Source organism: Primorskyibacter sp. S187A (genome assembly GCF_049800955.1).
GTDB lineage: Bacteria > Pseudomonadota > Alphaproteobacteria > Rhodobacterales > Rhodobacteraceae > JAKVBH01.
Map to the genome: position 1 here is coordinate 998,729 of NZ_JBNAGA010000002.1, position 6,272 is coordinate 1,005,000.

The following is a 6,272-nucleotide window of genomic DNA, read 5'->3' on the forward strand; positions in this document are numbered from 1 at the left end:
CTCTTGAAAGAAAACCGTTCCCTCACCATTTGTTTATCGAGGCCCGAAAGGATGTGTGCTGCCAGGTCAGGCGCATTCGCAAGCGGGCGCTTATAGAAGGAGAGAAACCATGGACTTGTCGAAGTTCACGGAGCGGTCGCGCGGGTTTGTTCAGGCGGCGCAGACGATTGCTATGAGAGAAAGCCATCAGAGGATGGCTCCTGAACACATTCTGAAAGCACTTCTGGATGACGAAGAGGGACTTGCCTCCAACCTCATCCGCAGCGCGGGCGGAACCCCGGACCGCGTAGCGCAAGCCAATGACATCGCTTTGGGAAAGTTGCCCAAGGTGTCTGGGGATGGCGCGCAGGTCTATCTCGATAACACAACCGCAAAAGTCTTGAGCGAGGCCGAAGCCATTGCCAAGAAGGCAGGCGACAGTTTTGTGCCTGTCGAGCGCATCCTGATGGCTCTGGCCCTTGTGAAGTCAGAGGCGAAAAAGGCCCTCGATGCGGGAGCTGTCACAGCGCAGGCGTTGAATTCCGCCATCAATGACATTCGCAAAGGCCGAACCGCTGACAGTGCCAGCGCTGAAGAAGGCTATGACGCGCTCAAGAAATACGCGTTGGACCTGACGGAGCGCGCGCGCGAAGGCAAGATCGATCCGATTATCGGACGAGATGATGAAATTCGCCGTGCCATGCAGGTTCTGAGTCGCCGGACCAAGAACAATCCCGTGCTCATCGGTGAGCCGGGTGTTGGTAAAACCGCAATTGCGGAGGGGCTGGCGCTTCGCATTGTAAATGGCGATGTGCCGGAAAGCCTGCGCAACAAGCAGCTCCTGTCGCTTGATATGGGCGCGCTGATTGCTGGTGCGAAATATCGTGGTGAGTTTGAGGAGCGCCTGAAAGCGGTTCTCTCCGAAGTCACGGCGGCTGCGGGCGAGATTGTGCTCTTTATCGATGAGATGCACACGCTGGTGGGCGCGGGCAAGGCAGATGGCGCGATGGACGCGTCGAACCTGCTGAAACCCGCGTTGGCACGTGGCGAGCTGCACTGCGTCGGCGCAACCACGCTTGATGAATACCGCAAACATGTGGAGAAAGACGCCGCACTCGCGCGGCGGTTCCAGCCGGTGTTGGTCGAGGAGCCGACGGTCGAAGACACGATCTCGATCCTGCGGGGCATCAAGGAGAAATATGAGCTGCACCATGGCGTGCGTATCTCCGACAGTGCTCTGGTCTCTGCCGCGACGCTCTCGCATCGCTACATCACGGACCGGTTCCTGCCCGACAAGGCGATTGACCTCATGGACGAAGCCGCATCAAGGCTGCGCATGGAGGTGGACAGTAAGCCTGAAGAGCTTGATGCCCTTGATCGCGAGATCCTGCAAAAGCAGATCGAGGTCGAGGCACTCAGGCTCGAGGACGATCAGGCCTCCAAGGACCGCCTTGAGAAACTCGAAGCAGAGCTTGCCGATCTTCAGGAACGCTCCTCGGAGATGACGGCGCAATGGCAATCCGAGCGCGACAAGTTGGGCGCGGCACGCGATCTCAAGGAGCAGCTTGACCGGGCCCGCGCGGAGCTGGAAATTGCCAAACGCGAGGGTAATCTCGCCAAGGCAGGTGAGCTGTCTTACGGCGTTATCCCGCAGCTTGAAAAGCAACTGGGCGAAGCGGAAGAGCGCGAGGACAGCGACGTCATGGTCGAGGAGGCTGTACGGCCGGAGCAGATCGCAAGCGTTGTTGAGCGTTGGACGGGGATCCCCATGTCCAAGATGCTTGAAGGCGAACGCGAGAAGCTTTTGCGCATGGAGGAGGAACTGCATCGTCGTGTCATCGGGCAAAACGCAGCCGTGACGGCGGTGGCCAATGCCGTGCGCCGCGCGCGCGCTGGCCTCAATGATGAGAACCGCCCGCTGGGCTCGTTCCTGTTTCTGGGGCCAACCGGCGTCGGGAAAACGGAGCTGACGAAAGCCGTGGCAGACTTCTTGTTTGATGACGATCAGGCGATGGTCCGCATCGATATGTCGGAATTCATGGAGAAACACTCCGTCGCGCGCCTGATTGGGGCACCTCCGGGCTATGTTGGCTATGATGAAGGCGGTGTCTTGACGGAAGCCGTGCGGCGTCGGCCGTATCAGGTCGTCCTGTTCGACGAGGTCGAAAAGGCGCATCCCGATGTCTTTAACGTGCTGTTGCAAGTGCTTGATGACGGTGTGTTGACAGACGGGCAGGGCCGGACGGTCGATTTCAAGCAGACGCTGATCGTATTGACGTCGAACCTCGGGGCGCAGGCGCTGAGCCAGCTGCCTGACGGGTCTGATGCGTCAGCGGCCAAGCGCGACGTCATGGATGCGGTCCGCGCGCATTTCCGGCCGGAATTCCTCAACCGCTTGGATGAAACGATCATCTTTGACAGGCTTGGGCGTGCGGATATGGACGGCATCGTCGATATCCAGATGGCGCGCCTGCTCAAACGGCTTATGGCGCGCAAGATCACGCTGGAGCTCGACGATGGCGCGCGTACATGGCTTGCCGATGAAGGGTATGACCCTGTTTTTGGCGCGCGGCCGCTCAAGCGTGTCATCCAGCGCGCCTTGCAGGACCCGCTTGCCGGGATGCTGCTCGCAGGTGACGTGACGGATGGTGACACGGTTGTTGTCACGGCTGGCGCGGATGGCCTGATCATCGGGGACCATGTGGCGGCATCCAATCGCCCCAAACCCGAAGACGCTGTCATTCATTGACGCGCGCGGCGATATGAGATGGAAAGGCCGGGAAACAACACCCGGCCTTTTCTTATGCACCTTCCCCCTGACCTTGTAATTTTCGACTGTGATGGCGTTCTGGTGGACAGTGAGCCAATCACGAACCGGGTCGTGCAGGCCAATCTTGCGGGGTATGGGCTGCAACTGACGCAGGAAGAGACCGTGGCGCAATTCGTTGGCGGCACGATGAAGGGTGTGATGGAGCGGGCCATCGCTCTGGGCGCGGATCTTCCCGATACATGGCTTGATGAGATCTATAGCGCGATGTTTGCGGCGCTGGCGACGGACGTCGACGTGATCCCCGGCGTCCCCGAGATGCTGGATCGCCTCGATGGGGCGGGCATTCTCGTCGCGGTTGGCTCGAACGGGCCCCACGCAAAGATGGATATCACGCTGGAGCGCACAGGCCTGCTGCCGCGCTTTGCAGGCAAGATCGTCTCGCATCAGGACGTGCCGCAGGCAAAGCCTGCGCCCGATGTCTATCTTGAAGCTGCGCGTCGCAGTGGCGTCGTGCCCGCGCGCGCTGTTGTGGTTGAGGACAGTGTGTCCGGGGCGAAAGCGGGCAAGGCTGCCGGTATGTTCACGCTGGGCTATGCGGCTGACACAGATCCCGCGAAACTGGCGCCGATCTGCGATGTTGTTTTTCAAGACATGTCCGCGCTGCCCGGGCTCCTTGGGCTGAAATAGAAAGAGGCGCCGCGCGAAGCGACGCCCCTCGTCTGGTCCCTGTAGAAGGAGATCAGCTGTCGGCAGGCAGGATAACCTTGTCGATCACGTGGATCACGCCGTTGGATGTCTCGATATCCGCGCTCACCACTGTCGCGTCATTGACTATGACACCGTTGTCGAGATCGATCATGATCTCACCGCCTTGCACGGTTGCAGCAGACATGTCGTCGGACAGGTCCGTGGACATCACTTTACCCGGCACAACGTGGTAGGTGAGAATGGCGACCAGCTGGTCTTTGTTCTCGGGCTTGAGCAATGTCTCGACTGTGCCTGCGGGCAGAGCGGCGAAAGCCTCATCCGTGGGTGCGAAAACTGTGAAAGGGCCATCGCCCTTCAGTGTGTCAACCAGACCGGCGGCTGTTGCAGCGGCCAGAAGCGTCTCGAACGAGCCAGCTTCGACGGCTGTATCGACGATGTCTTTCTTAGCCATGGCGAAAGCTGATGTAGCCAGAGCTGCGGTTGCAGTCATTGCGAAAAGTGTCTTGCGAAACATGTGGTCCACTCCTGATGTTTGCGTTCTGCCGTCATCGGCAATGTGGATGAAACGCATGGGAGCGCTGATTGGATCAGCGGGGATTTTCGCGCATGCGGCTTGACGAAATCACGGGCGCACTAAGCGAGGCGATTTTGCGATTTCCACTGACAATTCTGTGAAACGTCGTGAGATTTCAACGTGCCGCTTGCTCCTGATCCCGGCTCAGCGCAGGCTGAAAAGAAGTGATTGAAGGAGACGCGGGATGGGATTTGCAATGCAGGTGATGAACGCGGCGGCCGTGACGTTTGCCTTTTTGGCAGGGCTGTTGGTCTTGGTGCTGGCTGTTGTTTTTGTCATCGACAAGACCCAGCGCCGCGATGCGATCCGGCGAAATTATCCGGTGATCGGGCGGTTTCGCGCACTCTTCTCAGAGCTGGGCGAGTTTTTCCGGCAATATTTCTTCGCCATGGACCGGGAGGAATTGCCATTTAACCGCGCGCAGCGTGATTGGGTGTCTCACGCGGCCGAGGGCAAGGGCAACACGATTGCCTTTGGGTCGACCCGAAACACAAACGTGCCCGGCACACCGATCTTTGTGAATGCAGCCTTCCCGCCTCTCGATTCCCAATTTGCCAAAACACAACCACTCCAAATCGGGCCAACGGCGCGGATGCCTTATTCGGCGCCGTCTTTGTTCAACATCTCTGGCATGTCTTATGGCGCAATTTCCAAACCAGCCGTGCAGGCCCTGTCGCGCGGCGCGGCGCAGGCTGGCATTTGGCTCAACACGGGCGAGGGTGGTGTCAGCCCGTTCCATCTTGAAGGTGGGTGTGATGTCGTGTTCCAGATCGGGACGGCCAAGTTTGGCGTGCGCGACGCGGAGGGCCGGTTGTCCGATGACAAATTGCGCGAAGTTGCAGCCCATGCCTCGGTCAGGATGTTTGAGGTCAAGCTGAGCCAGGGGGCGAAACCGGGCAAGGGCGGCATTCTACCTGGCGAAAAAGTGACGCCGGAGATCGCGGCCATCCGGGGCCTGAATGTCGGTCAAGACGGGATTTCGCCCAATCGCCATGCGGAAATCGATGACTGGAACGATCTGCTGACCTTTCTGGATCATATCCGTCACGTCACGGGCAAGCCGGTTGGCATAAAGCTGGTTGTTGGCGGGCCAGAGGGGATTGCCGGGCTGTTCGAGACCATTCAAAGGCGCGGCGCGGATCTGGCGCCGGACTTCATAACGATCGATGGTGGTGAGGGCGGGACGGGTGCTGCCCCCATGCCGCTCATGGACCTGGTGGGCATGTCCATTCGGGAAAGCTTGCCGATGGTGGCGGATATGCGCAACGCAGCGGGGCTCAAGGATCGGGTTCGCCTGATCGCATCCGGTAAGCTGGCCCACCCCGGCGATTTGGCCTGGGCGCTTGCGGCAGGCGCGGATTTCATCACATCGGCGCGCGGCTTCATGTTTTCGCTCGGCTGTATCCAGGCCCTGAAGTGCAACAAGAACACCTGTCCGACGGGCATCACCACACATGACCCGCGCTTCCAGAAAGGTCTGGTCGTCGAAGACAAGGAGTTGCGCGTCGCGCGTTATGCGAAGCAGATCATCAAAGAGGTGGAAGTCATCGCGCATTCGGTCGGCGTCGCGGAGCCACGGCAATTGCGTCGCCAACATGTGCGGATCATGCAGGACAACGGTCAGAGCCTGCCGATGAATGATGTCGTCAAACGTTACAATGCAGCCACGGGAAGTTGAGAAAACGTCGATAGAAGCGCAGGTCTTGAGTGCCTACATCTAACTCAAGCCGGGGATGTGCGCAGGCCACCCTATATATACTGTATATCGAAGCTCGGAGATCACGATGGCACACCGCTGGAAAAACACTCTCACTGATCGGGACGTGACGCCCGAAGCTGCCTTTCTCAATCGCCGTCAGATCATTGGCGGGCTCGCGGGTGCAGGGCTATTGGGGGGCGCGGCCAGTGTGGGCCTCATGGGCTCGGCGGCCCCGGTCTCCGCCCAGGAGAACACGATGGAGCCCAATTCCTGGGAAGATATCACGACCTACAACAACTTTTACGAGTTCGGCACCGGCAAGGAAGATCCAGCGCGGTATGCCCATGAAATGACGACGTCGCCGTGGAGTGTTGAGATCGATGGGCTTGTGGATCGTCCGGGCGCTTATCAAATCGAAGACATCATGGCGAAGATGATTGTGGAAGAACGGCTCTACCGGTTCCGCTGTGTGGAGGCCTGGTCCATGGTGATCCCCTGGAACGGGTTTGAGCTGAAGGACCTTCTTGAATTGGCTGGTGTGC

The 6,272-nt window shown here is 59.3% G+C and carries 5 protein-coding genes (1 of these 5 cut by a window edge); 4 read left to right on the forward strand and 1 reads right to left on the reverse strand.

Going from position 1 to position 6,272, the window contains the following annotated elements; all coding sequences use genetic code 11:
• Positions 1-109 precede the first annotated feature (109 nt).
• Together clpB and ACP15S_RS15900 are read left to right on the forward strand one after the other, a co-directional pair.
• Complete coding sequence (gene clpB / locus ACP15S_RS15895; RefSeq protein WP_425040617.1) at positions 110-2,728, forward strand: ATP-dependent chaperone ClpB; 2,619 nt, start codon at positions 110-112, stop codon at positions 2,726-2,728.
• Between the two features lie 54 nt (positions 2,729-2,782).
• Positions 2,783-3,436 carry an HAD family hydrolase gene (locus tag ACP15S_RS15900; RefSeq protein WP_425040618.1) on the forward strand — a complete coding sequence of 218 codons (654 nt, stop codon included), beginning with the start codon at positions 2,783-2,785 and terminating at the stop codon, positions 3,434-3,436.
• A gap of 52 nt (positions 3,437-3,488) precedes the next feature.
• Here ACP15S_RS15900 and ACP15S_RS15905 read toward each other — a convergent pair whose 3' ends face one another.
• On the reverse strand, positions 3,489-3,971 hold the full coding sequence (locus tag ACP15S_RS15905) for a fasciclin domain-containing protein (RefSeq protein ID WP_425040619.1): 483 nt from the start codon (positions 3,969-3,971) through the stop codon (positions 3,489-3,491).
• A gap of 244 nt (positions 3,972-4,215) precedes the next feature.
• Here ACP15S_RS15905 and ACP15S_RS15910 point away from each other — a divergent pair, with 244 nt between their 5' ends.
• Together ACP15S_RS15910 and msrP are read left to right on the forward strand one after the other, a co-directional pair.
• Positions 4,216-5,709: an FMN-binding glutamate synthase family protein gene (locus ACP15S_RS15910; protein ID WP_425040620.1), complete on the forward strand. Its 1,494-nt coding sequence runs from the start codon at positions 4,216-4,218 to the stop codon at positions 5,707-5,709.
• A gap of 106 nt (positions 5,710-5,815) precedes the next feature.
• Positions 5,816-6,272, forward strand: the 5' end (the start) of a protein-coding gene (msrP, locus tag ACP15S_RS15915; RefSeq protein ID WP_425040621.1) for a protein-methionine-sulfoxide reductase catalytic subunit MsrP. Its footprint extends 476 nt past the window's final position; only the first 457 of its 933 coding nucleotides appear in the window; it begins with the start codon at positions 5,816-5,818; its stop codon lies off the right edge, out of view.

What these genes read in the sequence shown, in the direction of transcription:
- clpB (WP_425040617.1), top strand. Translation starts at nt 110, where the DNA reads ATGGACTTGTCGAAGTTCACGGAGCGGTCGCGCGGGTTTGTTCAGGCG.
- ACP15S_RS15900 (WP_425040618.1), top strand. Translation starts at nt 2,783, where the DNA reads ATGCACCTTCCCCCTGACCTTGTAATTTTCGACTGTGATGGCGTTCTG.
- ACP15S_RS15905 (WP_425040619.1), bottom strand. Translation starts at nt 3,971, where the DNA reads ATGTTTCGCAAGACACTTTTCGCAATGACTGCAACCGCAGCTCTGGCT.
- ACP15S_RS15910 (WP_425040620.1), top strand. Translation starts at nt 4,216, where the DNA reads ATGGGATTTGCAATGCAGGTGATGAACGCGGCGGCCGTGACGTTTGCC.